The organism is Micromonospora sp. NPDC047557 (assembly GCF_043205095.1).
Classification (GTDB): domain Bacteria; phylum Actinomycetota; class Actinomycetes; order Mycobacteriales; family Micromonosporaceae; genus Micromonospora.
On sequence record NZ_JBIDDK010000003.1, the window covers coordinates 202622 to 227944 of the forward strand.

General features: G+C 74.1%; 19 protein-coding genes. 7 read left to right on the forward strand and 12 right to left on the reverse strand.

The features are described from left to right. The first annotated feature begins 82 nt into the window (after positions 1–82). The gene (locus ACGGAQ_RS11405) at positions 83–1018 is read left to right on the forward strand and encodes an SDR family NAD(P)-dependent oxidoreductase (protein ID WP_393047297.1); all 936 of its coding nucleotides are present in this window, start codon (positions 83–85) and stop codon (positions 1016–1018) included. 63 nt (positions 1019–1081) lie between these two features. On the opposite strand, the gene sucB is transcribed toward ACGGAQ_RS11405, so the two are convergent. Then, a complete protein-coding gene (gene sucB / locus ACGGAQ_RS11410; RefSeq protein ID WP_393047300.1) occupies positions 1082–2923 on the reverse strand; it encodes a 2-oxoglutarate dehydrogenase, E2 component, dihydrolipoamide succinyltransferase in 1842 nt (613 codons plus the stop codon). A gap of 66 nt (positions 2924–2989) precedes the next feature. Next, positions 2990–4381, reverse strand: a complete 1392-nt coding sequence (gene lpdA / locus ACGGAQ_RS11415; RefSeq protein WP_393047303.1) for a dihydrolipoyl dehydrogenase — start codon at positions 4379–4381, stop codon at positions 2990–2992. Positions 4382–4559: 178 nt separating this feature from the next. On the opposite strand from lpdA, the gene ACGGAQ_RS11420 reads away from it, so the two are divergent. Continuing rightward, positions 4560–4889 (forward strand): hypothetical protein, encoded by a 330-nt coding sequence (locus tag ACGGAQ_RS11420; RefSeq protein WP_354859740.1) that lies wholly within the window; start codon positions 4560–4562, stop codon positions 4887–4889. Positions 4890–4933: 44 nt separating this feature from the next. Here the strand turns inward: ACGGAQ_RS11420 and ACGGAQ_RS11425 are convergent, their stop codons facing one another. After that, positions 4934–6508 carry a leucyl aminopeptidase gene (locus ACGGAQ_RS11425; RefSeq protein WP_393047305.1) on the reverse strand — a complete coding sequence of 525 codons (1575 nt, stop codon included), beginning with the start codon at positions 6506–6508 and terminating at the stop codon, positions 4934–4936. A gap of 161 nt (positions 6509–6669) precedes the next feature. On the opposite strand from ACGGAQ_RS11425, the gene gcvT reads away from it, so the two are divergent. Next, positions 6670–7812 carry a glycine cleavage system aminomethyltransferase GcvT gene (gcvT, locus tag ACGGAQ_RS11430; RefSeq protein ID WP_393047308.1) on the forward strand — a complete coding sequence of 381 codons (1143 nt, stop codon included), beginning with the start codon at positions 6670–6672 and terminating at the stop codon, positions 7810–7812. Positions 7813–7934: 122 nt separating this feature from the next. Here gcvT and ACGGAQ_RS11435 read toward each other — a convergent pair whose 3' ends face one another. The 4 genes from ACGGAQ_RS11435 to ACGGAQ_RS11450 all read right to left on the reverse strand — a co-directional run bounded on the left by ACGGAQ_RS11435 (position 7935) and on the right by ACGGAQ_RS11450 (position 14062). Next, entirely contained in the window at positions 7935–9233 is a 1299-nt protein-coding gene (locus ACGGAQ_RS11435) for a DUF2314 domain-containing protein (RefSeq protein WP_393047311.1), read from the reverse strand. A 65-nt stretch (positions 9234–9298) separates the two neighbouring features. Continuing rightward, positions 9299–10072: an adenosylcobinamide-GDP ribazoletransferase gene (locus ACGGAQ_RS11440; RefSeq protein WP_393047314.1), complete on the reverse strand. Its 774-nt coding sequence runs from the start codon at positions 10070–10072 to the stop codon at positions 9299–9301. Then, a complete protein-coding gene (locus ACGGAQ_RS11445; RefSeq protein ID WP_393047317.1) occupies positions 10062–12026 on the reverse strand; it encodes a bifunctional adenosylcobinamide kinase/adenosylcobinamide-phosphate guanylyltransferase in 1965 nt (654 codons plus the stop codon). Before ACGGAQ_RS11445 ends, ACGGAQ_RS11440 begins: the two co-directional genes overlap by 11 nt. Positions 12027–12220: 194 nt before the next feature. Continuing rightward, complete coding sequence (locus ACGGAQ_RS11450; protein WP_393047320.1) at positions 12221–14062, reverse strand: protein kinase; 1842 nt, start codon at positions 14060–14062, stop codon at positions 12221–12223. 145 nt (positions 14063–14207) lie between these two features. Here ACGGAQ_RS11450 and ACGGAQ_RS11455 point away from each other — a divergent pair, with 145 nt between their 5' ends. After that, positions 14208–14408: a hypothetical protein gene (locus ACGGAQ_RS11455; RefSeq protein ID WP_030337978.1), complete on the forward strand. Its 201-nt coding sequence runs from the start codon at positions 14208–14210 to the stop codon at positions 14406–14408. Beyond that, entirely contained in the window at positions 14408–15205 is a 798-nt protein-coding gene (locus ACGGAQ_RS11460; RefSeq protein ID WP_393047324.1) for a site-2 protease family protein, read from the forward strand. Before ACGGAQ_RS11455 ends, ACGGAQ_RS11460 begins: the two co-directional genes overlap by 1 nt. Positions 15206–15258: 53 nt before the next feature. Here ACGGAQ_RS11460 and ACGGAQ_RS11465 read toward each other — a convergent pair whose 3' ends face one another. The 3 genes from ACGGAQ_RS11465 to ACGGAQ_RS11475 all read right to left on the reverse strand — a co-directional run bounded on the left by ACGGAQ_RS11465 (position 15259) and on the right by ACGGAQ_RS11475 (position 22127). Then, positions 15259–16257: an aldo/keto reductase family protein gene (locus ACGGAQ_RS11465; RefSeq protein WP_393047327.1), complete on the reverse strand. Its 999-nt coding sequence runs from the start codon at positions 16255–16257 to the stop codon at positions 15259–15261. 54 nt (positions 16258–16311) lie between these two features. Further along, a complete protein-coding gene (locus ACGGAQ_RS11470) occupies positions 16312–21192 on the reverse strand; it encodes a WG repeat-containing protein (protein ID WP_393047329.1) in 4881 nt (1626 codons plus the stop codon). A gap of 374 nt (positions 21193–21566) precedes the next feature. Next, the gene (locus tag ACGGAQ_RS11475; RefSeq protein WP_393047332.1) at positions 21567–22127 is read right to left on the reverse strand and encodes a helix-turn-helix domain-containing protein; all 561 of its coding nucleotides are present in this window, start codon (positions 22125–22127) and stop codon (positions 21567–21569) included. 66 nt (positions 22128–22193) lie between these two features. Here ACGGAQ_RS11475 and ACGGAQ_RS11480 point away from each other — a divergent pair, with 66 nt between their 5' ends. Together ACGGAQ_RS11480 and ACGGAQ_RS11485 are read left to right on the forward strand one after the other, a co-directional pair. Next, entirely contained in the window at positions 22194–22937 is a 744-nt protein-coding gene (locus ACGGAQ_RS11480; protein WP_393047334.1) for an AzlC family ABC transporter permease, read from the forward strand. Then, positions 22931–23239: an AzlD domain-containing protein gene (locus tag ACGGAQ_RS11485; RefSeq protein ID WP_393047337.1), complete on the forward strand. Its 309-nt coding sequence runs from the start codon at positions 22931–22933 to the stop codon at positions 23237–23239. The genes ACGGAQ_RS11480 and ACGGAQ_RS11485 overlap by 7 nt, the downstream gene beginning before the upstream one ends. A 7-nt stretch (positions 23240–23246) precedes the next feature. Here ACGGAQ_RS11485 and ACGGAQ_RS11490 read toward each other — a convergent pair whose 3' ends face one another. Both ACGGAQ_RS11490 and murA read right to left on the reverse strand, forming a co-directional pair. Continuing rightward, entirely contained in the window at positions 23247–23840 is a 594-nt protein-coding gene (locus ACGGAQ_RS11490) for a DUF3043 domain-containing protein (RefSeq protein WP_393047340.1), read from the reverse strand. Positions 23841–23911: 71 nt separating this feature from the next. Then, positions 23912–25267, reverse strand: a complete 1356-nt coding sequence (gene murA / locus ACGGAQ_RS11495; RefSeq protein ID WP_308195384.1) for a UDP-N-acetylglucosamine 1-carboxyvinyltransferase — start codon at positions 25265–25267, stop codon at positions 23912–23914. Positions 25268–25323 lie beyond the last annotated feature (56 nt).

A 25323-nucleotide genomic window follows, 5' to 3' on the forward strand; every position in this document is an offset into this window, starting at 1 on the left:
GGGAAGACGCCTGGACCGCGGCCTCCGCTTCCATCGAACCGGCGGGCCGACCGGCCCGCCCCACCCTGGACAAGGATGGATCATGACGACGAGCAACCCGATCACCACGTCGTTCGCCCATGACTCCACGGCCATGGACGTGATCCGGGGCGTGGACCTCGTCGGCCGGCGGGCGGTCGTCACCGGCGGATCGTCCGGCATCGGCGTGGAGACCGCCCGTGCCCTGGCCAGCGCCGGTGCGGAGGTCACCCTGGCCGTCCGCAACCCCGACGCCGGCCAGAAGGCCGCCAACGACATCACCGGCACCACCGGCAACGACCACGTCCTGATCGCCCCGCTCGACCTCGCCGACCAGGGTTCGATCGCCGACTTCGTGGCCAACTGGGACGGCCCGCTGCACATCCTGGTCAACAACGCCGGCATCATGGCCGCGCCCCTGAGCCGCACCCCGCAGGGCTGGGAGATGCAGTTCGCCACCAACCACCTCGGGCACTTCGCGCTCGCCACCGGGCTGCGCCCGGCGCTCGCCGCCGCCGACGGGGCCCGGATCGTCTCGGTCAGCTCCGCCGCCCACCTGCGCTCGCCGGTGGTCTTCGACGACATCCAGTACGACCGCCGCGAGTACGAGCCGTGGCAGGCGTACGGGCAGTCGAAGACGGCCAACGTGCTCTTCGCCGTGGAGGCGACCCGCCGCTGGGCCGACGACGGCATCTTCACCAACTCGCTGATGCCCGGCGCGATCCGCACCAACCTCCAGCGCTACGTCAGCGAGGAGGAGCTGAACCGGTTGCGCGCGGGCAACGCGGCGGCGTGGAAGACAGTCGAACAGGGTGCCGCGACGTCGGTGCTGGTGGCCGCGTCGCCGCTGCTCGACGGCGTGGGTGGGCGCTACTTCGAGGACTCCCAGCAGGCCGCCCCCGCCCGGCCGGGCGGGCGCACGGGCGTCGCCGACTACGCGTTGGACCCGGAGGCCGCCGAGCGGCTCTGGGAGGTCTCGACCGCGCTGCTCAAGGGCTGAGCGGCGGAGACGAAGGGGCGCCCCGGTCGATGACCGGGGCGCCCCTTACGGCGTTGCGGCGGATCAGGCCAGGCCCAGCTCCGACTCGAAGTTGCCGGCCTCCAGCCGCTCCTTGACCGCGGTCAGGAAGCGCGCCGCGTCGGCGCCGTCGATCAGCCGGTGGTCGTAGGACATGGCCAGGTAGACCATCGACCGGACCGCGACGACCTCGCCCAGCTCCGGGTCGTTGACCACGACCGGCCGCTTCACCACGGCACCCGTGCCGAGCATCGCCGACTGCGGCGACGGCACGATCGGGGTGTCGAAGAGCGCGCCCCGGCTGCCCGTGTTGGTCAGCGTGAAGGTTGCCCCGGCCAGCTCGTCCGGGCTGACCTTGTTGGTCCGGGTCCGCTCGGCCAGGTCCGCGACCCGCTTGGCGATGCCGCCCAGGTTGAGGTCGCCGGCGTTGTGGATGACCGGCGTCAGCAGGCCCCGCTCGGTGTCCACCGCGATGCCGAGGTGCTCCGCCTCCGGGTAGGTGATCGTGCCACCTTCAAGGTCCATCCGGGCGTTGACGATCGGGTACGTCTGGAGCGCCTCGACGGCGGCGAGGGCGAAGAACGGCAGGAAGGACAGCTTCACGCCGTGCCGCTGCACGAAGGAGTCCTTGGCCTGTGCCCGCAGCTTGGCGACCCGGGTGACGTCCACCTCGACCACCGTGGTGAGCTGCGCCATCTCGTGCAGCGACTCGTGCAACCGCTTGGCGATGGCCTTGCGGATCCGGGGGAGCTTCTCCGTGGTGCCCCGCTTGCCGCTCGGCTGCGGCTTCGCGGCCGGCTTGGCCGCAGCGGCCGGCGCGGTGGCGGCCGGCTGTGCCGCCGGAGCCGGCGCGGCCTTGGCGGCCTTCGCCTTCTCGGCCGCGTCGAGGACGTCCTGCTTGCGGATCCGGCCACCCACGCCGGTGCCGTTGAGCGAGCCCAGGTCGACGCCGTGCTCGCTGGCCAGCTTGCGCACCAGCGGGGTGACGTACCCGGCGGCCTCCTCGCCGCCACCCGGCGCCGGGGCGGACGGGCGCTGCGGCGCGGCGGTCGGCCCGGACGGCTGAGCGGCCCGCTCGGCCTGCGCCGGCTGCGCCGAGGTCTCCGCCTCGGCGGCCGGCTCGTTGTACGACATGCCCGGGGTGGGCTCCTCGACCTTCGGCTCCGGCTTCGGCTCGGCCTTCGGCGCCGGCGCGGCCTCCGCCTTCGGCTCGGGCTTCGGCTCGGGCTTGGCCTGAGCGGGGGCCCCACCGGCGACGCCGATGATCGCCAGGTCGGCGCCGACGTCGGCGGTCTCGTCCTCGGCGACCTTGATCTCCAGCACCGTGCCGGCGACCGGCGACGGGATCTCCGTGTCCACCTTGTCGGTGGAGACCTCCAGCAGTGGCTCGTCCACCTCGATGGTGTCGCCGACCTGCTTGAGCCAGCGGGTGACGGTACCCTCGGTGACGCTCTCACCCAGGGCGGGCATCTTCACCGCGGTGCCCTCGCCCGACGACGCGGCGGCCGGAGCCGGCGTCTCGGCCGGGGTCTCGTCCTGCGTCACCTCGTCTGCGGTGCCCTCGGCGGCGGCCGGCTCGGCGGCCGGCTCCGCCGACTCGGCCGGGGCCTGCTCCTGACCGGCGGCCTCGCCGCCACCGGTCGACTCGCCCTCACCGGCGATGACGGCCAGCTCGCTACCGACCTCGGCGGTCTCGTCCTCGCCGACCACGATCCGGCTCAGCACGCCCGCCGCGGGCGACGGGATCTCGGTGTCGACCTTGTCGGTCGAGACCTCGAGCAGGGGCTCGTCGACCTCGACCGTGTCGCCCTCCTGCTTGAGCCAGCGCGTGACGGTGCCCTCGGTGACGCTCTCGCCGAGCCGGGGCATGGTGACCGATACCGGCATGTTCTCCAGACTCCTTCATTCCCCTGGGGGATCTTCGCCCGTCGCCGGACGCCGCGATGTGGGTGATCAGGCGTGTACGTGCAGCGGCTTGCCGGCGAGAGCCAGGTGCGCCTCGCCCAATGCCTCGTTCTGGGTCGGGTGGGCGTGCACGAGCTGGGCGACCTCGGCCGGGTACGCCTCCCAGTTGTAGATGAGCTGCGCCTCACCGATCAGCTCACCCACCCGGGCGCCGACCATGTGGACGCCGACGACGGGGCCGTCCTCGACCCGGACCAGCTTCACGAAGCCGGTGGTCTTGAGGATCTGGCTCTTGCCGTTGCCACCCAGGTTGAAGTTGAAGGTCTTGACCTTGTCGGCCCCGTACTGCTCCTTGGCCTTCGCCTCGGTCAGACCCACCGACGCCAGCTCCGGGTCGCAGTAGGTGACCCGCGGGATGCCGACCTCGTCGATGACGGCCGGGGTCTGCCCGGCGATCTCCTCGGCGACGAAGATGCCCTGCTGGAAGCCCCGGTGCGCGAGCTGGAGGCCCGGCACGATGTCGCCGACGGCGTAGACGTTCGGCACGCTGGTGCGCAGCCGCTCGTCGGTCAGCACGTAGCCGCGGTCCATCGTGACGCCCTGCTCCTCGTACCCGAGGTTGGCGGTGTTCGGGCCGCGACCGACGGCGACCAGCAGCAGCTCCGCCTCGACGGTCTCGCCGCCGGAGATGGTCAGCTTGACGCCGTTCTCGGTCTTCTCGACCTTCTCGAACGGTTTGCCGACCTTGAAGTTGATCTTCCGCTTGCGGAACGCCCGCTCCAGCGCCTTGGACGACTCCTCGTCCTCGGCGGCGACCAGTCGGGGCAGCGCCTCGACGATCGTCACGTCCGCGCCGAAGGACTTCCACACACTGGCGAACTCGACGCCGATCACACCGCCGCCGAGGACGATCACCGACGAGGGGATCCGGTCCAGGGTCAGCGCGTGGTCGCTCGTGATGATCCGCTCGCCGTCGACCTCGAGGCCGGGCAGGCTCTTGGCGTACGAGCCGGAGGCCAGGACGATGTTGCGGCCGGTGTAGCGCTTGCCGTCCACCTCGACCACGTTCTTGCCGACCAGCTTGCCGGCGCCGGCCACGAAGGTGATGTTCTTCGAGCCGCCCACCAGGCCCTGCAGACCCTTGTAGAGCCGGGAGATCACGCCGTCCTTGTACGAGTTGACGCCGGCCATGTCGACGCCGACCAGCTCGGCCTTCACACCGAACTGCTCCGACTCGCGGGTCTGGTCGGCGATCTCCGCCGCGTGCAGCAGCGCCTTGGTCGGGATGCAGCCGTTGTGCAGGCAGGTCCCGCCGAGCTTGCCCTTTTCGATCAGCGCGACGGACAGGTCCAGCTGGGCGGCGCGCAGCGCCGCCGCGTAGCCGCCGCTGCCACCTCCGAGGATGACGATGTCGAAGGTCGCTTCGTTCGGCTCGCTCACGTCCAACTCCCAGGTCGCGTCACTGCATCGGGGGTCACGGAGGGGTAACACGGACACACCCCACCTCGGTCATCTTGTCACCACTGGGCACAGGGTGCGTAGTGAGGTGCCCAACGACACGTCATCGACACGTACCCTTGGCACCGTTGTCGATGACGTGACGTGGGGGAGCGGTTCGGTGGGGTTGTTCCGGCGCCGGAAGCAGGCGCGTGTGCTGAGCCACGACCGGGCGGCCGATCCCGGCGATCTGGACCATCTCGCGAACTTCATCCGCAGCCGGCGCGGCGTCGAGGCGTTCATCGAGCCGCGGACGACGGTCACCCAGACCACTGTCATCCTGATCGCCGACGACGGGGAGTGGACGCGCCGCCGCATCGACGGTCCGGACGGCGCGCGGCGCTTCGCGTACCGGATGGGCATCCCGGTGTACGACGTCCGGCTGATGGGCTACCCGCAGCGGATGCGCGACTTCAACGAGCGCCGCAAGCGCCGACCCGACCAGTACTGACAATGCCGAGGGGCCCCGCAAGGGGCCCCTCGGCTTCACGTCCGTCAGCCGTTGGCGGCGACGTCCTCGACCAGCTGCACCAGCGTGCGGACCGGCACGCCGGTGCCGCCCTTGGTCCAGTAGCCGGTCGGCTCGCCCGAGTGGTAGCCCGGCCCCGCGATGTCGATGTGCGCCCACGCCACGTCGTCGGCCACGAACTCGCGCAGGAACACGCCGCCCTGCAGCATGTGCCCGGCCCGGTCCATCCCGGCGTTGACCTGCGAGATGTCCGCCACGTCGGAGTCCATGCCCTTGCGCACGTCGTCCGGCAGCGGCATCGGCCAGGCCGGCTCGCCGACGGCGTCGCCGACCGTCCGGACCCGCTCGCACAGCTCGGGGGTGCCCATCACGCCGGCCACCCGCTTGCCCAGCGCGATCACCTGACCGCCGGTCAGGGTGGAGGTCTCGAACAGGTAGTCGGTGCCGTCGGCGCACGCGCGGGCGATGGCGTCGGCCAGGACCATGCGGCCCTCGGCGTCGGTGTTGAGCACCTCCACCTTCTTGCCGCTGAACATGCTGATCACGTCGCCCGGCCGGTAGCTGGTGCCCGACGGCATGTTCTCGGCCATCGGCAGGTACGCGCTGACCGCGACCGCCGGCTTCAGCGCCGCGATCGCCAGCATGGCCGCGCCCACCGCGGCGGCGCCCGCCATGTCGGACTTCATCTCCCACATGCCCTGCGCCGGCTTGATCGAGATGCCACCGGTGTCGAAGGTGATGCCCTTGCCGACCAGCGCGACCCGCTTGCCGTTGCCGCCGTCCTGCGGGGTGTAGGTGAGCTTCACCAGTCGCGGCGGGGCCTCCGAGCCCTGCCCGACCGCGATGATGCCGCCGTACCCGCCCGCAGCCAGCGCCGCCTCGTCCAGCACCTCGACGTCGAGGCCCGCGTCGCGGGCGGCAGCGGCCACGGCGTCGGCGAACGACGGGGGCCGCAGCTCGTTCGGGGCGGTGTTCACCCAGTCCCGGCTGAGCCGGACCGCGCCGGCGACTGCCTGCGCCCGGGTGATCTCCGCCTGGGCGGCCGGCTCAGCGGCGTCCGGAACGGCGATCAGCACCTCGGCCACCGGCTCCCGCCGGGTCGGCTGCGGACGGGTCTTGTAGCCGGCGAACCGGTACCCGCCGAGAAGCGCGCCCTCGGCGACCGCGCGCAGCGCGGCCGGCGCGTCCGCGTCGTCGGGCAGCGGCATGCTCAGCGCCACCTTCGGCGCACCCGCCAGGGCCCGGACCGCCGCGCCGGCGGCGCGGCGCAGCGTCTCCGGCGCCGGGGCGGCGCCCGTCGGCTCCGGGCCGAGCCCGACCGCGACGACCAGCGGGGCGGTGACGGTGCCCAGCGTGGCCAGCTTGACGACCTCACCCGCCCCACCGGTCGCGCCGAGCAGCGCGAGAGTCTCGGTCAGCTTGCCGTCGAAGGCGACGGCGATGCTCTCCGCGCCGCTGGCGAGCAGCAGGTTGCCGGCGAGGCCGCTGGTGGCGCCCTGCTCTCCGGTCTGGCTGTGCACGCCGATCACGATCGCGTCGACGGCGAGCTCGGCCGGGTCGGTGTCGACCAGGCTCAGGTTGGTGGTGCGGGGTGATGTCACTGAAGCTACTCCGGGCGGGCCGGGCCGGTCGCGGCGTCGCGTACCAGCGGTGAAGGTCTCCGGCGGAACCTACCCGCCGGACGTCAGGGCTGTCCCGTCGATCACGCAACGGGGTCCCGCCGATGCTAACCAGCGGCGTTGCCCCCGGTAAGTTGCCACCCATGACCGACGTGACCTCCGACGCCGCCGCGACCCGGCTGCGTCGTTCCCCGCTGCACGAGCGGCACACCGCCGCCGGTGCCAAGTTCGCCCCCTTCGGGGGCTGGGAGATGCCGCTGGAGTACGCCGGCGGCGGGGTGCTCAAGGAGCACGCCGCGGTGCGTACGGCGGTGGGGGTCTTCGACGTGTCGCACCTGGGCAAGGTCCGGGTGACCGGCCCCGGCGCGGCCGACTTCGTCAACTCCTGCCTCAGCAACGACCTGCGCCGCATCGGGCCCGGCCGAGCGCAGTACACGCTGTGCTGCGACGACGCCACCGGCGGCGTGGTGGACGACATCATCGCCTACCTGTACGCCGAGGACCACGTCTTCCTCATCCCGAACGCCGCGAACACCGCCGAGGTGGTGCGCCGGCTGCGCGCCGCCGCCCCGGAGCGGATCACCATCACCGACGAGCACGAGGCGTACGCGGTGCTGGCCGTGCAGGGCCCCCGCTCGGGCGAACTGCTCGCCGCCCTCGACCTGCCCACCGAGCACGGCTACATGAGCTTCGACGCCGCCGGCCTCACCGACAGCCTCGCCGAGGTGGAACTGACCGTCTGCCGTACCGGCTACACCGGCGAGCTGGGCTACGAGCTGGTCGTGCCGGCGGAGTACGCGGTGACCGTGTGGGACGCGCTGTTCGCCGCCGGCAAGGCGTTCGAGCTGCGTGCCTGCGGGCTGGCCGCCCGGGACACGCTGCGCACCGAGATGGGCTACCCGCTGCACGGGCAGGACCTCTCGCTGGACATCACCCCGGTGCAGGCCCGCTCGGGCTGGGCGGTCGGGTGGGACAAGCCGGCCTTCTGGGGCCGCGACGCGCTGCTCGCCGAGAAGGCCGCCGGCCCCCGACGTACGCTGCGCGGCCTGGTGGCCGTCGACCGCGCCATCCCGCGCCCCGGCATGACCCTGCACGTGGGCGACAAGCAGGTCGGCACGGTGACCAGCGGCACCTTCAGCCCGACCCGCAAGCAGGGCATCGCCCTGGCCCTGATCGACACGGACGCCAACCTGGCCGACGGCGACGAGGTGCAGGTCGACATCCGAGGCCGCCAAGCCCCCCTGCGCCTCCAAAAACCCCCCTTCGTAACCCCCTCAACCCACTAACCCCAACCCGGCACGGGCCAACTCGGTTGATCATGAAGTTATTGCCACGACACGCCGATGGCGGTGGCAATAACTTCATGATCAACGCGGAGGGGGTGGGGGGTTGGGGTGGGGGAGCGGGGTTAGGGGGTTGGGGTGGTGGGGGGTTCGCCGGAGTCCAGGACTGCCTGGGTCCAGCCGCCCTCGATGACTCCGGTCGCGTTCAGGACGGCCCAGTCGACGACGTCTGTCGCCTCCACCACCACGGGGGCGCCGATGCGCACGCTCTCGTCGGTGTTGGCGTCGCTGGCGCTGACGCCGACGATCCGCTCCGGGGTCTCCCACGAGGTGACGCCCGCCCAGACGTACTCGGGGCCGTCGTCGCCCGGCAGGCCGTACTTGACGACCAGCTGCGACTCGGCCGGTAGCTGGCCGGCGACGAAGCGGGCCCGGGCGTCGCCCAGGGCGGCCCGGGCGGTGGCGACCGCGCGGCTCATCGCGTCACCGGAACGCGCGTAGCGCACGTCCGGCTGGATGCCGGAGAACAACGTCGCGCAGGCGGCGGCGTAGTAGCGCCCGTCCGGCCCGGGATGCCCGGCCGGCGGACGGAGGCTCAGGAACGAGTCGGCCTCCGGGTCGGTCGCCGGGTCCAGCTCCAGGCGCAGCAGCACCGGGGCCGTCGCGCCATGCTGCTCCGGGTTGCCGTACGCCACCGCGATGTCGTGCCCGGTCACCGTGGCCAGCACCGGCAGCTGCACGAACGCCGGCACCTCCTCGCCGGTGAGTCCGTCGGTCCAGTCTCGCAGCAGCCGTCGGGCCGCCCCGGTCATCACCGCACCCCAGGCGCGGGTCAGATGGTCGGGCACCCCCTGGGTCTGCAACTCCAACAGACCGAAGCGCCGCAGCCCTTTCGTGGTGAACCACAGCCCTTCGGTGTCCGAGGAGTACGGCACCAGCACCCAGTCGACCAGCCGGATCCGGCCCTGCTCGTCGGGGAGCGAGCGCAGGGCGGTCGCCGGGTCGAGGAACTGGAGGCCGAAGACGTCCACCACGTCGCCGTCGACGGACTCCGCCACCGCCGCCGCGACCGCCCGGGCCGCCCACTCGTGCGCGGGCGGCCAGCCCGGCCGGTACTCCGCCTGGACCACGACCAGGTGTGTCGCCGCGGCCAGCCGGGCCAACTGCGCCTCGGTGGCGCCGAACGCGGTGAGCAGATCCGGCGGGAGCGCGGGGAACTCGGCGATCGGCCGCGTGTCCACGCTCATCAGCGGGCTCTCCAGCATCTGCCGGGCGAGCCCGTGCACCGGCTCGGCCAGTCGGCCGGTCAGCGCCGCCACCGCCGTCTTCGCGCTGACCTTCGGCAGCCCCGCCATCGGCACCAGGTAGGTCGCGCTGAGCGACTCCGGCACCGGTACGGGCAGGAAGTCGTCCGTGATGAGCATTGGGTTCCCCCGGTGGCCGTGCCGGTGCTGTCGAGCCGAACGCTACCCGGCCGGCCGCGCCGGCTTCAGGCGGACAGCACCACACCGAGGTAGACCAGCGTGGTGACCACCTCGACGGTCGCGCCGAGCACGTCGCCGGTGATCCCGCCGAGCCGGCGTACCACGTGGGCCAGCAGCGGCACCGCGACGGCGAGCGCGGCGACGACGGCGAGCGGCCCCTGCCACGGACGGCCCGGCACCGCGGGCACCGCCAGCAGCACGACGGCGACCGCGCCGACGCTCACCGCCACCGGGCCGACCGTTCCCGCCACCAGGGCCCCCAGCCCGTCCGGCCGGGCCGCGGGCACGCCCCGCCGGCACGCCACAGTCACACCCAGCCGCCCGGCCGCGGTGGCCGCCACCACCGCCGCGAGACACGCCGGCCAGGACCGGCCGGCCAGGTCGGCGAGCGCCGCGGCCTGCACCAGGAGTACGACCACCAGGGCGACCACGCCGAACGGCCCGACGTCCGGCTTCTTCATGATCTCCAGGGCGGCAGGCCCTCGCCGGTACGACCCGAGCGCGTCCACGGTGTCGGCCAGCCCGTCCAGGTGCAGCCCTCGGGTCAGCAGGGCGGCGGCGCCCACCGTCACGCCGGCGGCCACCAGCGGGGGAGCGAGGGTGCCGGTCAGCAGCAGGACGCCGCCCAGCAGCACGCCGAGCAGCGCGCCGACGGCCGGGGCGAGCGCCATCGCGGTACCCGCCACCGGGCGGTCGATCCGGCCGGCGCGTACCGGCAACGTGCTGAAGGTGGTGACCGCCAGCCGGGCGCCCGCGACGAGCCGCGACTCAGCCGGCACGCCAGCCCGACGCCGGCTGCTCGTCCGCCCCCGTGCGGGTGGGGCCCGGCCCGGCCGGCTCCGGCTCGACGAACTCCGGGTCGGTGTAGTCGGGCTCGGCGTAGTCGGGCTCGGCGTCGTCGGGCTCCGGGTCGGTCTGCGGCTCGTCGGCCCGGTCCGCGTCGGTGTCGCCGGTCAGCGACGGGTGCACCGGCAGCGCGGCGGCCAGTGCCAGCACCGAGCGCAGCAGCGGCAGCGCGACCAGGGCGTTGGCGCCCTCGCCGAGGTCCAGCCGCAGGTCGAGCAGGGGTGTGAGGCCGAGCACGTCGGCGGCCAGCCGCACCGCGGGGTGCTGGCCGTGGTCGGCCAGCAGGCACCAGTGCCGCGCCTGCCCGGCCAGGTCACGGCTGACCATCCCGGCGGCCAGCCCGACCGGCCCGTCCAGCAGCACCGGCACCCGGCGGGCGGTGGCGCCCAGCAGCACGCCGGTGGCCACTGCCACATCGCCGCCGCCCAGCTCGGACAGCACGTCCTTCGCGCCGCGCGGCGAGCGTCGGGTGCGGTGCAGCGCGTCGCGCACCGCCGCGCAGCGGACCATCCAGGCCGCGTCGTCGATCTCACCGGAGTCGGTGATCACCCGGCCCAGCACGGCCGGTGGTTCCGCGCCGGCCGTGGCCGCCAGCACCGCCGCCGCGGCCGCCTCGGTGCCGGCGCCGCACGCCCCCAGGACCAGCAGTTGTACGCCCGCGTCGGCGGCCTGCTCGGCCAGCCGCCAGCCGTAGCGCAGCGCCGACTCGACCTGCTCGCCGCTCAGGGCCGGCTGGGTCTCCATCGGCGCGGCGGCGGGGGTGTCCACCACCTGCAGGCTCGCGCCACTCTCGGCGGCCAGCCGGGCCAGCGCGCCCCGCCCGGCGCGGGCCTGTGCGGCCCGACGCGCCGACTCGCCCGCGACGGTGCCGGCCGACGCACCACCGGCGTGGTCGCCGTTGAGCAGCAGCACCCGCACCGAACCCCAGGCGGCCGGCGTCGACGTGCCCTGGGTGGCGGCGGCGAAGCCAACCACCCGGTCCAGGACACCCAGCCCGGCACCGGGTACGTCCAACGTGGCCAGCCGGTCCACCGCCTGCGGACCGGCGTAGTCGTCGGGCATCGGCAGCTCCATGCCCGGCTGGATGACCAGCCCGGTGGCCACCATCGGCAGCGCCATGGTCGGCGCGGCCCAGGGGTTGCCGGGCTCCTGGTTCGGGGCGACCGGCGGGGTGTGGGTCAGTACGTCCGGCAGCTGAACCTCGGGGGTGGGCTCGGCGTCGAGCAGGCTCGTGCCGGCCTGGAATGCGCCGGTCTGGCTCGTGCCGGTCTGGCTCGCGGCCGGCGACACGGGGCTCGCCGACGCGCTCACGGTCGGGGCGGCAGCGGCGGCGGTGGAGGGTGCCGGCTTCAGCCAGGCCGGTTGGCCCGCGACCACCAGCACCACGGCGTCGCAGGCGTCGGCGACCGCGCGGTTGGCCGCGCCGAGCGCGTCGGTGAACGCGCGGCCCAGCGGGGTGGTCGGCACCAGCGACAGCCCGACCTCGGGGCTCACCAGCACCACCCGCGCCGCGCAGGTGCGGATCGCCTCGGCCAGCTCGGCGATCGTCGCCACGTCGTCGGCGGGCTGGTACTCCGGGTCGAGCAGCACGGTCACCCAGCCGCCCAGGTCGTCCACGAGAAGCGTCTCGTTGGGCTCGGCGGATTCGAGCACGTCCGCCAGCCGACGCGGCTCTGCGGCGGTCTCCTCGGTGGTCCAGCTGCCCGGTCGCCGGGCGCGGTGCGTCGCCAGCCGGGTCGCCCACTCGGTGTCCTCCGGGTCGCCCTCCGGGGCGGTGGCGATGTAGCGAACCACCGGCGCGTCGGCGACCAGGGACTCGGCGAACTCGGACTTGCCGGACCGGATACCGCCGAGCACCAGGACCGTGTTCCACCCGTCAACGGACATGTCCGTACCTTAGTTCTCATGCCCCGGGTCTGGGCACGTCGCCCCAGCCCTGCCGACGATCGAAAGTCCGTTCCGCGTCCATTGCAGGCAAGCGTCCGCTTCCCCCGTGAGAGCCGGCGATCTTGCCTGCCGGCTCCCTCTCGCGCCCGGCCGTCCTGGGCGCGAGAGGGAGGTGCTGCCAGGGTCGTGGGTGGTCAGCCGCAGTGTTCGAACCCGCTGCCGTAGCTGACCCCGCCGGTGGCGCCGCCCCACTTCACGCACGCGCCGGCGGCGGAGGCCCGCACCGGGCCCGCGTAGTAGTCGAACGAGCCGCTGTCGGTGCTGCGGGCCCGTCCCTGCACCTCCAGGTACGCCGAGGCCGCCGTCCTGGCCCCGACCGCGGTGTCCTTGAGGGTGACCACGCAGTTGTTGCCGTTGCCCGAGTGGTAGAGCAGGTAGACGCGACCCTGACGGCGGCCGCCACCGTCGGTCAGCGTCGCCGAGTCGATCACCTGATAGCCGCTGCCGCACGTCTGCGCCGCCGTGTACGGGTTGGGCCGGCCCGCCGGGCTGCCACTGGACGTCGGTCTGCCGCTGGCCGCCCCGGTCGGCGTGGTCCCCGGCGCCGCGCTGCGGGTGACCGGGCTGCCGCTGGCGGGCGTACCCGATCGGTCGCCGCCGGTCGGTGTGGCGGTCGCGGTCCGGTCGGCGCTCGGCGTGCCACTGGCCCGCGGTGCCGGGGTGGTGGTGTCCGCGGTCGGCAGGTCGACGCCGGTGCCCGACGTCGACTCACCGGTCAGCGCCGCCGGACCGGTCGTCCGGTCCGGCCCGGCGTCCGGTCGCAGCGCCGCCACCGCCCCGCCGACGAGCGCGATCAGAACGATCGCGCCCACCCCGACCAGCAGCGGCCCACGTCGCCGGCTTGATGACGTCGGCAGCGGATCCTCGCGGGTCGGCCCGGTCTCGGTTGGCCGGATCTGGACCATCCCGGCCCGGAAGGCCGGTGGCAGGCCCGGGTCCGTGGGCGGGACCGGCGGCGGCGTCGGCGCGCGGGTCGGCACGGGCGGCGGCGTGGGACTCGAAACGGGCGGGGCCGGCGGCGTGACGGCCGGGATGGCGCCCGGAACCGGCGGCGCGACGGCCGGCGGGGTGGTGGCGCCCACCACGGGCGGGGCGGGTGCGGCCACCGCCCACGGAGGGCGGGCGGAGGGCGGGATGCTGGCCAGGGTCGCGTCGCGGGCATCGGCGGCGGCAGCGGCCAGCTCAGCGGCGCTGGCGTACCGGTCCGCGGGCCGCTTGGCCATCGCCCGCGCGACCACCGCCACCACCGCGGGCGGCGTGTTCGGCGGCAGCGGGGCTGGCTCGTCCTGGGCGTGCCGCAACGCCACCGCGAGCGGGTTGTCGCCGTCGAACGGTGGCTGCCCGGCCAGGCAGAAGTACGCCACCGCCCCGAGGGCGTAGAGGTCCGTGGCGGCGGCGACCGGCTGACCGGTGGCCTGCTCGGGAGACATGTACGCGGCGGTGCCGAGCACCATGTTCGCGGCGGTCAGCCCGGCCATGCTGCGGGACCGGGCGATGCCGAAGTCGACGAGCACCACCCGACCGTCCGCCTTGACCAGCAGGTTGCCGGGCTTCACGTCCCGGTGCACGATGCCGGCGAGGTGGGCGGTGTGCAGGGCGTCGGCGGCCTGCGCCAGCACCGACATGGTGGTGGCCGCGTCCAGTCGACCCGCCGCGCGTACCCGGGCCGACAACGGCTCGCCCTCGACGTACTCCATCACCAGGTAGTCGACCCGGCCGCCGTCGGCGAGCGCCGCCTGCCCGACGTCGTGCACCGCGACCACGCCGGGGTGCCGCAACGCCGCGAGCATCCGCGCCTCGGCGCGGAAGCGGGCGGTGAACTCGGGATCGGCGACCAGCGACGGCAGCAGCACCTTGACCGCCACCTCGCGCTCCAACAGCACGTCGGTGCCGCGCCAGACCGCGCCCATCCCGCCCGTCGCCACCCGCTCGCCCAGCCGGTACCGGTCGCCGAGCAGCACTCCCCGTGTCAGCACCGAGCCACCGTACCGGCCCGCACCGACGTGGGTTGATCAACCCGTGGGTTGCTGCGGGGGCGAGCGAGCGGCCGTTGCGCGCCGGGCCGACTACGCTGGCGGGGGTTCGTCCCACGGGGACTTCAGCGGCGAGGGGAGACGCGGCATGGCGTGGAGCTGGCGGTACGAGGGCACTGACGGTCAGACGGTGGAGGGCCCGGCGGAGTCGTTCGGCAGCCAGGCCGACGCCGAATCCTGGATCGGTCAGACCTGGCGTGAGCTCGCGGCGTCCGGCGTCACCTCGGTCGCGCTCGTCGAGGACGACCGGGTGGAGTACCGGATGAGCCTGCTGCCCACGGCCGAGTGATGGCCTACGACCGGCCGGGCGCCGACGGGCTGGTGCTCGGCGTGCCCAAGGCGGCGTTCCGGCCCAGCCCGGTCTTCCTCGGCCTGGTCGCGCTCTTCGCGGTCAGCGGGGTGCTGGCCTGGAACAGCTACGGCAGCGTCCGCTTCGACGTGTTCCTGTTCGTGGTGTCCGGCTGGCTGGTGTCGCTCTGCCTGCACGAGTATGCCCACGCCGTGGTGGCCTACCGCGCCGGCGACCGGGACATCGCCCACCGCGGTTACCTGACGCTCAACCCGTTCAAGTACACCCACCCCCTGTTGTCGATCGTGCTGCCAGTGGTGGTGGTGCTGCTCGGCGGCATCGGTCTGCCCGGCGGCGCGGTGTGGGTCGACCGGCACGCCATCCCGGGTCGGCTGCGCCACACCCTGGTCAGCCTCGCCGGCCCGGCGACCAACGTGCTGTTCACGTTGCTGCTCGTGCTGGCGGTGCGACTCGGCACGTCCTCGGGTGGCCCGGTGGAGTTCTGGGCCGGGGTGGCGCTGCTGGCGTTCCTTCAGCTCACCGCGAGCGTGCTCAACCTGCTGCCGGTGCCCGGCCTGGACGGCGGCAACATGATCCAGCCGTGGCTCAATCCGCAGTGGCGCCGGATGTACGACCTGTTTGCCCCGTACGGCTTCCTTCTGCTCTTCGCGCTGCTGTGGAACCCGCGCATCGGCGGCTGGTTCTTCGACGCGGTCTTCGCCGTGGGTGACCTGCTCGGCCTGCCGTCGTGGCTGTACGCCGCCGGCCTGGACCTGATCCGGTTCTGGCAGAGCTGAGTTGAGCTGTCCGGTCCGGCCGGCGCGGGTGCGCCGACCGGACCGGAACCGCGTCAGGGCCGCTCGGCGGGAGACTCGGTCTTGGACGGGTCCCGCTCGGTGACCGGCTCGACGATCTCGTCGATGGCCTTGAGCAGCTCGGCGTCGAGCTTCACCCCGGCCGCCTTGACGTTGTCATGCACCTGCTCGGGGCGGGACGCGCCGATGATCGCCGACGAGACGTTCGGGTTCTGCAGGACCCACGCCACGGCCAGCTGGGCCATGCTCAGCCCGGCCTGCTCGGCGAGCGGCTTGAGCTGCTGCACCCGGGTCAGGACGTCGTCGTTCATGAACCGGGAGATGAAGTTCGCGCCCGACTTCTCGTCGGTGGCACGGGAGCCGGCCGGCGGCGGCTGCCCCGGCAGGTACTTGCCGGAGAGCACGCCCTGGGCCATCGGCGACCAGACGATCTGGCCGATGCCCAGCTCCTCGCTGGCCGGCACGACCTCGGTCTCGATGACCCGCCACAGCATCGAGTACTGGGGTTGGTTGGAGACCAGCGGGACGTGCAGCTCCCGGGCGAGCGGGTGGGCGGCCCGCAGCTGCTCGGCGGTCCACTCGGAGACGCCGATGTAGTGCGCCTTGCCGGAGTGCACGACGTCGGCGAACGCCTCCATCGTCTCCTCCAGCGGCGTGCTGTAGTCGTACCGGTGGGCCTGGTAGAGGTCCACGTAGTCGGTGCGCAGCCGGCGCAGGGAGCCGTTGATCGACTCCATGATGTGCTTGCGGGACAGGCCGCGGTCGTTGCGACCCGGCCCGGTGGGCCAGTAGACCTTGGTGAAGATCTCCAAGCCCTCGCGACGCTCGTTCTGCAGCGCCCGGCCGAGCACGTCCTCGGCCCGGGTGCCGGCGTACACGTCGGCGGTGTCGAAGGTGGTGATCCCCGCGTCGAGGGCGGCCCGGACGCAGGCGTTCGCCGCGTCCTCCTCGACCTGTGAACCGTGGGTGATCCAGTTGCCGTACGAGATCTCGCTGACCATCAGGCCGGAACGGCCCAGGTGTCGGAATTCCATGCCCCGACCCTAACTCCGGCGGATCACGATCGCCGAGCGACGACTCGCGACGACTCAGAGCACCGGGTTGGCGTCGGTCAACAGCCGGTCGATCTCCTCCAGCACCGCCGCGCGATCGGGGTGCACCAGGTCGATCAGCGGCCCACCGCGCCGGTCCAGCGCGCCCCACCGACCGTTACCGCTGACCACCAGGAACGCCACCGGGTGGATGACCACCATCGGGTACGACGGCTGGACCAGCACCGCGCCGGTCCGGTCCACCACACCGCGCCGGCCGGCCACGTCGACGACCACGAGACCCTCGTCGGTGAAGCCGTCCACCGGACCCGCGTCGGTCAGCTCGGTGACGAAGCCGTGGTATCGGGTCGGCACCACGATCCGTCCGGTCCGGTCGACCGCACCCCACCCCTCGCGCTTCACCGCGGCCAGCCCTCGACGGAAGGGCCGTACGTCGGCGAAGTTGGGCGGAACCTGCACCGCGCCGGTCGGGTCGATCGCCGTCCACCCGCCGTCGGTGACCACCCAGGCCAGGCCGTCGCTGAACGGGCGCACCGCCCGGAACGAGGGCGGGATCACCGTCGTACCCAGCAGGTTGATCAGGGACCACCGGTCGGTGTCCGGCCGCCGGACCCAGGCCAGCCCGTCGTGGAAGGGCTGCGCCTCGGCGTACCGGGCGGGAATGACAACGTCGCCAGCGTGGTCGGTGTAACCCCACAGCGGTCCGTCCCGGTCCGGCTGCGGGGGCCGGTCACGGTCGAGCACCTCTTCCCGACTCCGGGGGTACGGCCCGAAGCCGTCGGCCGAAGCGCGCGCGGTGACCGCGTCGAGGGCCACCCGGATCCGGTCCAGCAGCTCGGCGTCGCCGGCCCCGCGCAGGTCGAGCGCCCGCTCGAAGTGGTGGCAGGCCTCCATCAGCCGGCCCTGGTCATAGCAGCACCGCCCGGCGTGCTCGTGCAGGGCGGCGCGCAGCCGGTCGGGCAGTTCGATCGAGTTGGCCTCGGCGAAGAGCTGGTCGGCCTCGGCGTAGTCGCCCCGCCAGCGCAGGACGTGGGCCAGCCGGGCCTGGGCCAGCGCGGTCCGGCGCAGCTCGCCGGTGGCTTCGGCGTAGGTGAGGGCGAGCCGGCCGTCGGCCAACGCGTCGTCGAGGTCGCCGAGGATCCGCGAGGCGACCGCGCGCAGGCTGAGCAGCCGCGCCCGCGCCTTGTTGTCGACAGCCGAGCCCAGCTTCTCGGTCAACCGCCGCCGGATGGCCCGCATGGCGTCCGGCTCCGTCAGCTCCTCGCGCAGGGTCACCGGGTCCAGCCGCCAGCGGTACGCGGCCAGGACCTGCTCCGGGTCGCCCTGATCGGCCAGCGAACGACGGGGCGGCTCCGGTGCCGTGGCGGGCGGCGCCGACACCGGCGCGTCCTGGTCGGACGACCCGCTGCGCGGCCCGGGAATGCCAGCGAGCGGTACGGCGGAGACGGGAGACACGGGCGCGGCGGGTGGCGCGGAGACGGGCGCTTGCCCGGCGGGTGGCGCGGAGACGGGCGGTGCGGAGACGGGTGCTTGCGCGGCCGGCGGTGCGGAGACCGGCGGTGCGGAGACGGGCGGTGCGAGTGCCGCCGGGGGTACGGGCTCCGGTGCGGGCGGTGCGGACACGGGCGCTGCCGCGGTGGGCCGTTCCGCCGACGGCTCGGGCGGCGGGGTGCGCGTCGCCTCGGTCGCCGGACCGGGCCCGGCCGGGTCGGCATTCGGGTCCGGGCTGGCGGTCGATGTGTACGCGTTGCTCGACGCGGGCGGCGCCGATGCCGGCCGGTCCCACGGTTCGGCGTCGGCGAGGCGGTCCCGCGACGCGTCGGTGGATGCGTCGGCGGTCGGCGCGCTCGTCGGACCAGTGACCTGGTGGATGTCGTCGGGGGCGAGTTCGCTGTGGTGCTCCGGCGCCTCGTCGTACGGCTCGCCGCTGTGCGGACGGTGGATTTCGCCCGATTCCGGCTCGACGGTCGCTGCTGCGTTGTCCGCATCGTCGACCAGGTCGTCCGACCAGGCGCGTGGAGCACCGGAGACCGGGTGTGCCGGCGGTCCGGAGACCGGCTCCCGTGCGTCGTTCGAGGTCGGCTCGGTGGAAGGCTCCACGTGGGTGGCGAGGTCGTCGACCCGGGGGCGACGCTCACCGTCGGCCACCTCCATCGGGGTGGCCGAGGCCGGCGGTGCCGAAATGGGCCAGGCCGAGTCGGGTGGTGTGGAGGCCGGCGGTGCCGAGACGGGCCGTGTCGTGTCCGGCGGCGCGGGGGCCGGCGGTGCCGAGATGGGCCAGGCCGAGTCCGGCGGCGTGGAGACAGACGGGGCCGAGACGGGCTCGGCCGAGTCGGGTGGGGCCGGGCGGGCGGCGGTCGGATCGGCTGATGGTGCGGACACCGGGTCGGCGAGCGGTCCGGAGATCGGTGTCGCAGCGGTCTCGACGGCCGGGTCCGGCCGCCGGTCGGCTGCGGGGTCACCGACTAGCGGTTGGGCGGACGCCGCCGACCGGGCGTGCGCGTCCTCGGCGTGTGGCGAGCCGGCCGACCCGCCGCCGGGCCTCCAGTCCTCGGTCGTCTCGGCGACGGTGGTGGTCTCGGTTTCCTCGGTCGGCCGCTGGTCCGCCGGGTTCTCGTCCTCGTCGGACAGGACCGGCTGGGCGCCGGGGCTGAACCAGGCTTCCGGCCCCCGGACCGACGCCTCCGCTGGCTCCGCAGCGGTCGGCGCGGGCACTTCCGAGGGCACCGGGGGCACGTAGCGACGCGGTACGCCCGGGGCGATCGGAAGCGCCGGCTCGGCGTCCGGCGCGGGCGCCGAGGACGTCGGCGTCACGGGGGTGACGGGCTGCTCCGGCCGCTGCCAGGCCGGTGGGGGCGTGACCGGCGGGCGGTCATCGGCAGGCGGCGATGGCCGCTGCCCGGGTGTCGCGTGCGAGGGCTGGTCCTGCGGGGCAGGACGGACCGGTGGTGTCGGGTGCGAGCTGTTGTCCGGGCCGGGATAGCGCGGTGGCGCGGTGGCGCGAGAGTCGGCAGTCGGAGCCGGTTCGGCGGGTGTGCGGTGCTCGGGCCGCTGCGGCGACTCCGGCCGCTCGTCCGGGGACGGAGGATCCACCGGGGCGGGCAGGAACTCCAGCCGCAGCCGGGCGGCCGGTGGACCGGAGACGGGGACGTCCGCCGGGGAGACCGGTGCGGCCGACACCGGCCGGTCGCGCTCCGGACGACCGGACGACGTGGACGGTTGCCGCCCGTAATCCGCCGCGGCGGGGGAGACGGGTGCCGCGGACACCGGCCGGTCCGGGCCGGGCGCGGCGGGCGACACGGGTGCCGGCGACACCGGTCGTTCCGGCGACACCGGACGAACCGGAGTCGCCCGGCCGGTGCCTGGCGCGGCGGGGGAGACGGGTGTGGGCGGGAACGGCGTGGCCCGGCCGGAGGTGGGCGGCACCGTCGCGGCGGGACGCGCGGGCCGTTCGTCGTACCGGGGCGGCTCCACCGGTGGCCGTGCGGGTCGCGTCGCCGGCCGCGGCGGAACCTCCGGCTCAGCGCCGCGGTGCGGCTCGGGCCGGTAGCCCGGCTCCCGTGTGCGGTCCGGGTGCACCGGACCGGGCGGCGGCCAGGGCAGGCCGCTACCCGACCGGGGGCCGGGCTGCGACCGGGGCTCGCGGTACGCCTCCTCGCGGTAAATCTCCTCGCGGTACGGCTCCTCGCCGTACCGCTCCGGCCGGGCGTTCTCGCGCGCGCGACGGTCCGGGTACGCCTCGGTGCGGGCTGCCGCCTCGCGGGGTTGCTGCCGCTGCGGCTCGACATCGGGACGGCGGCGCTCGTCGTCGCGGCGGGGCTGTTCCGGTGCCTCCGGTTCGGGGCGGCGCCGCCGTCCGCCCTCGGACGTCTGTGGCGGGCCGAATGCCTCGTCCGGCCGGCGCTGCCGATCGGTGGGCGCACCGGGGCCGGCGTCCACGCGGGACCGGCCGTCGGCAACGCCCCGCTCCGAGCGGCGGGCGTCGTCGGGCAGGCGTTCTGGGCGGCGGGCGTCGTCGGGCAGGCGTTCCGGGCGGCGGGCGTCGTCGGGCAGGCGGTCGGGGTGGCCGTCGGCGCGGTAGCGGGAGCGGCTGTCGACGGGTGCCCACTGGCCGGCCCCCTCGGCGGCCCAGCCGTCGGTCGGGCGGCCGTCGTGGCCCCTGGCCGGTCGAGTGCCGTACCCGTCGCCGGGGTGCCGGTCGTGACTCGCGGCCGGCCGCTCCGACGTGCCGCGCCGGCGCGGCGCCTCGTCCGGCTCGGGCACCCAGCCGGAGTCACTGCGCGGTGCGGGGGAGTAGGGCCCGGGGGAGACGGGTGGCGCGGTCGGGTATGCCCGGTCCCGGTCGGCCGGCTCGTGTCGGGGCGGGCGGCCGTCGTACCGCTCGGAAGTGGGCTGCTCGCGGTGCCAGGCGGCCTCCCGAGCCGGTCCCCGGTCGTCGCCGGGACGCCGGTCGGACCAGGCGGTCCGCCGGTCCGACTCGGGGGAGCGGCGCTCCTCCCGTCGGGGCGGCTCGGGCAGCGGCCGGCGGTACGGCTCATGGTCGTACTGCGGGGTCTCGGGCCGTGGGTGGTGCGTCGTGTCGGCGGGGCGCTCGTCGCTGCGTGACCAGCCGTAGGAGGGTGTCTCGCCCGGCTCGTCGTCCGCCCCCCACCGGCCGTTGGGGGCCGGCTCGCCCGGAGGCTCGTCGGCCCAGGAGCGGCCGAGGTAGGTGCCGTCCGGTCGGGTGGGCGCGAGCGGCGGCACCTCGGTACGACCGACCACTGTCGCCCGTCCGCGCGGCGGGGCCGGCTGGTGGGTGGCGCCGATGTCGCCGGGGTAGCGCTGGCCGGGGAACTGGGGGTGCCACTCGGTGGTCGGCTCGACCACCCAGGACGGTTCGTTCGGGTCCCGCCACCGGTCGGTGTAGCGGCCGTTCATCCGTCGAGCCCGTCGCCACACCCGGCCGCGTGGCCGCTCCCCGTCGACGGTGCGGTGGCCGCGGTAGTGCCCCGCTGGCCCATGGGCGTCCGGTCGCCGCCTGCCACGCCCCGGTGGCCGGCTCGCGTCCGCTCGCTCACGGCGTTGTCACCTCGTTGCACATTGTCGCGCTGGGGCCTCGCGTGCCGGTTGGGTCGCCCATTTCGGCAGGGCGTGGCTGCGGATGGAGGGTAACGGCGTGGGCTCGCTCACCGCCACTGTGGCACCGCCCACGAGCGCAAACGTTATCCGATGGTTCCGGACATTTAGGTCAATAACCCAATCTGACCTTTGACGATACCCCACCCGCCGGCTGGGTGGACCGGAGCATCGGGTCAGGGATGCTCCATGACGAGGACGGCGAAGGTGCCGGGGACCAGCGCCTCGTACCGGTGCGGTGTGTCGCCGGGGAACGTCGCGTAGTCACCCGGACCGAGGTCCACGGTGCCCGCCTCGGGGCCGACGCGCAGCCGTCCGGCGGCCACCACCACGTGCTCGATGCTGCGGGGCGTGTGCCCGTCCGCCTCCCGGACCGCGCCCGGCTCCAACTCGATCAGGTAGACGTCCCGGCGCAGGTGCGCCGTGCCGGCGCTGAGCAGCGTCCCGGCGAAGTCGGCCTGTTCGGAACGGACCCGGGGCCCCTCCCCGGCGCGGATCACCCGTACGCCGTCGTCGGCGGGCTCGACCAGGCGGCTGAACGGCACGCCGAGCGCCACGCCGAGGGCCCACAGCGTCTCCACGCTCGGGTTGCCGGTCCCCGATTCCAGCTGGGAGAGGGTGGACTTGGCGATGCCGGCCCGGCGGGCGAGTTCGGTCAGCGAGATGCCCACCCGTTCCCGTTCCCGGCGCAGGGCGGCGGCGATGGTGGCGAGCGGGGCGGCCGGTTCGGGAGGCATGCGTTCGCTCCATTGGATCAACGTTCGGTTTGACGAACACCACAGACGTGTTCACCATGGTGAACCATGCGTACGGTACAACGAACATCGGACACGCGGATGTTTCGCGACGTGCTCGCCCTCGGTGCGGCGATGATCGCGGTGGGTGCGTCGTTCGGAGCGGTGGCGATCGCCGCGGGGCTGCCGGTCTGGGCCACCCTGACGATGTCCGCGGTCCTCTACGCCGGCGGCGCGCAGTTCATGGCGGTCGGCCTGGTGGCCGCCGGCAGCCCGCTGGCCGCCGTGCTGGCCGGGCTGCTGCTCAACGCCCGGCACCTGCCGTTCGGCCTAGCCCTCGGCGACAGCCTCGGACCCCGACTGCGGCACCGCCTGCTCGGCAGTCACCTCATGACCGACGAGACGACCGCGTTCACCCTGTCCCGACCGGCCGGCGACGCTCGACGCCGGGCGTTCTGGCTGGCCGGCACGCTGCTCTTTCTGGCCTGGAACGCGGGCACCCTGCTCGGCGTACTCGCCGGTGGCACGGTCGGCGACCCGGCCGCGCTGGGCCTGGACGCCGCCTTCCCGGCCGGGTTGATCGCGTTGCTGCTGCCGTCCCTGCGGGACCGGGACACCCGCCACGCGGCGCTGTCCGGGGCCGCGCTGGCGGTCGTCGCCACCCCGGTGCTGCCGGCCGGGCTGCCGGTGCTGCTCGCACTCGCCGGCCCGGTCGTCATCGCCCTGCACCGCCGGTCGAATCCGGGAGACGGCGCCCGCCCCGCCCCGCCCACCCCGGTCGGCGCCGAGCGCGCGGGGGAGCGGACGTGCTGATCGCGGTGATCCTGGCGCTGGCCGCTGGAACCTACGGCTTCCGGCTGGCCGGTGTGCTGCTGCGGGACCGGCTGGACCTGCCCGAGTGGTCCCAGCGGCTGTTGCCGGTGTGCGCCGCCGCGCTGCTCGCCGCCCTCGCCGCCACCGCGGCGCTGACCGAGGCGGGCCGGTTCGCCGGCTGGGCCCGTCCGGCCGGGGTGCTGGTCGGCGTGCTGCTCGCCTGGCGGCGGGTGCCGTTCGTGCTGGTGGTGGTCGGTGCGGCCGGCACCACGGCGGCGCTGCGCCTGCTCGGCCTGCCGTGAGGGGGGATCAGACCTTGTCGCCGAGCTTGACCTGGGGGGCCGGAGCGCGCATCCGCCGGAAGGTGATCGACCGCATCACGGCGTAGAGGTAGAGCGAGCCCATCCGCTGGTCGGTCTTCGGGAAGCGCTCCCGGACCAGCTTGCCGATCTTGCGGCAGATCAGCAGCGAGTCGACGACCACACCCAGGGCCAGTGCGCCCCAGAGCACGTTGGAGATCAGCCGCACCGGCGCCGGCATCGCCGCGTTCGAGCCGATCAGCACGATCAACGCGCCGCCGAAGAACCAGGTGCCGACGGTGCGCCGGGAGTCGACCACGTTGCGGGCCAGCAGCCGCTCCGGGCCCCGGTCGCGGGGGCCACCCTCGCGGCGGAACTCGGCCGCGGCCTCGGTACGCAGCTGGCGGCGCCGCTCCCGCTCCTCCTCCTTGGTGAGGGGGCGCGTGGGGCCGGCCGGGCGACGGCCGACGGTCGGCCGCTTCGGCGTCTGGCGACCCTTGGCCGGGGTGTAACCCCGGGGACGGTCGGCGGTCTCCTCGGGGGTCACCGAGGAGACGGCCTCGTCGACGAGGTCGGTGGACTTGCGGCGAAAGAGCGACGGCACGCGGCAAGGGTAGCCAACGGTTCGCGCCCGGTGCACATCGCGGTGCACCGGGCGCGGAAGGTGTGACGAGGTTACGGGCGCTCGGCGTGCGCGCCGAGGTCGGCGAGCTTCGCCTCGAAGTCCTCGTAGCCCCGGTTGATCAGGTCGACGCCGTACACCCGGGAGGTGCCCTCGGCCGCGAGCGCCGCGATCAGGTGGCTGAAACCGGCCCGCAGGTCGGGGATGACCAGGTCGGCGGCGTGCAGCTTGCTCGGCCCGGCGATCACCGCCGAGTGCTTGAAGTTGCGCCGGCCGAAGCGGCACGGGGTGCCGCCGAGGCAGTCCCGGTAGACCTGGATGTTGGCGCCCATCGAGTTCAGCGCCTCGGTGTAGCCCAGCCGCTGCTCGTAGACCGTCTCGTGCACGATCGACAGGCCGCGGGCCTGGGTCAGCGCCACGACCAGCGGCTGCTGCCAGTCGGTCATGAAGCCGGGGTGGACGTCGGTCTCCAGCGCCACCGCGTTCAGCTCGCCGCCGGGGTGCCAGAAGCGGATGCCGCCCTCCTGGCCCGGGTCGCCCAGCTTCGGCGGCCGGGTGTCGGTGACCTCGTACTCGCCGCCGACGGACCGGAAGATGTTCAGGAAGGTCATCATGTCGGCCTGCTGCGCGCCGAGCACCTCGACGTGGCCGCGGGTGGCCAGCGCGGCCGCGGCCCAGCTGGCGGCCTCGATCCGGTCGGGGATCGGCCGGTGGGTGTACCCGTGCAGCTTCGGCACGCCCTGGATCTCGATCACCCGGTCGGTGTGGACCTTGATGATCGCGCCCATCTTCTGCAGGATGCAGATCAGGTCGATGATCTCCGGCTCCACCGCGGCGTTGCGCAGTTCGGTGACGCCCTCGGCCATCACCGCGGTCAGCAGCACCTGCTCGGTGGCGCCGACGCTCGGGTACGGCAGGGCGAACTTGGTGCCGTGCAGCCCGTTCGGCGCGGACAGGTGCAGCCCCTCGGGCCGCTTGTCGACAGTCGCGCCGAACTCCCGCAGCGCCTGCAGGTGGAAGTCGATCGGGCGCGGGCCGATGTGGCAGCCGCCCAGATCCGGGATGAACGCGTGCCCGAGCCGGTGCAGCAGCGGCCCGCAGAACAGGATCGGGATCCGGCTCGAACCGGCGTGCACGTTGATCTGGTCGGTGCTGGCGCTCTCCACGTTCGCCGGGTCGAAGACGAGCTCGCCGTCCTCGGCGCCGTCGGTCACCTTGACGCCGTGCAGACCGAGCAGACCCCGGACCACCTCGACGTCGCGGATCTTCGGCACGTCGAACAGCCGGCTCGGGCTGTCGCCCAACAGTGCGGCGACCATCGCCTTCGAAACCAGGTTCTTCGCGCCGCGCACGCGGATCCGCCCTTCGAGCGGAGTGCCTCCATGCACGATCAGGACGTCGTCGGTCAACGCAACCTCCAGCGCTTCGGTGCTGCTGTGTTGATGGTGGGGAGTCTGAACTCTGT